Annotated in this window: 1 protein-coding gene; it reads right to left on the bottom strand. The window is 38.5% G+C overall.

The features are described 5' to 3' along the window. A partial coding sequence (locus tag A3739_RS01495) for a methyltransferase domain-containing protein (RefSeq protein ID WP_068499984.1) occupies window positions 1-519 on the bottom strand: 519 nt, incomplete at its 3' end. Between the last annotated feature and the right edge of the window lie 217 nt (window positions 520-736).

Below are 736 nucleotides of genomic sequence, written 5' to 3'. Positions count from 1 at the left end.
ATGCAACTTTGTCATCAGGCCTAGTATTCCGTTCGCCCTTAATAATGAAAACAGAAGTTCAAACGTTTGGCTCGGTGCGTCTAAATGCTCAACCACTTCGGTCGAGCTGATGAAGTCGTATTCTGTGTTTAGTTTTTCTTTATCGTCAGCATAAAACTTGTCATAGATTTCGCATTCGTGACCTGCTTCCTTAAAGATTAATGACAGGGTAGGGCCCGGTCCGCTACCGAAATCTAGTCCTTGAGATGCGGTAGGTAGATTTTCGATCATAACGCTACCTAATTTGTTTAAAAAACTGCGATAGTTTGGGTCGTTAGGGTTATTGTCGTGGTGATCGTATATTTCTTTTTCTTCTTTCGGACATAAGTGAAATTCACTTGGAACAAAAACTAACTCGCATGCTTGGCATTGATAAAACTCTCTCGTTAGACGTTGATCGAAATAAAAATGGTAGATCTCTGAAGCCCCGCAAAGTAGGCAACAGTGAGAACTGTTACTATTGTTTTTGCCTGAGTCCATTCTGAACGTTTTGCCTAAATCACGAATCGAAATAAATAGAAAACTAAAATACTGTTAATTGTTCGTATAGTGCCGTAGTTCACTAAAGCGGTAAATAGGTCCTACTTTGAGCTTCGTGAACTTTGTCACCAAATGTTATTTCTTGTAGACTGCGCAGCGATTTCTGCGAGATCTTAAATAAATAATTACTCGTTTTTATCTAATAAATCTAATTGAT

The organism is Oleiphilus sp. HI0067 (assembly GCF_001635735.1).
Note: the sequence above shows the minus strand (reverse complement) of the source record. Positions and strands in the feature narration are given on the sequence as shown.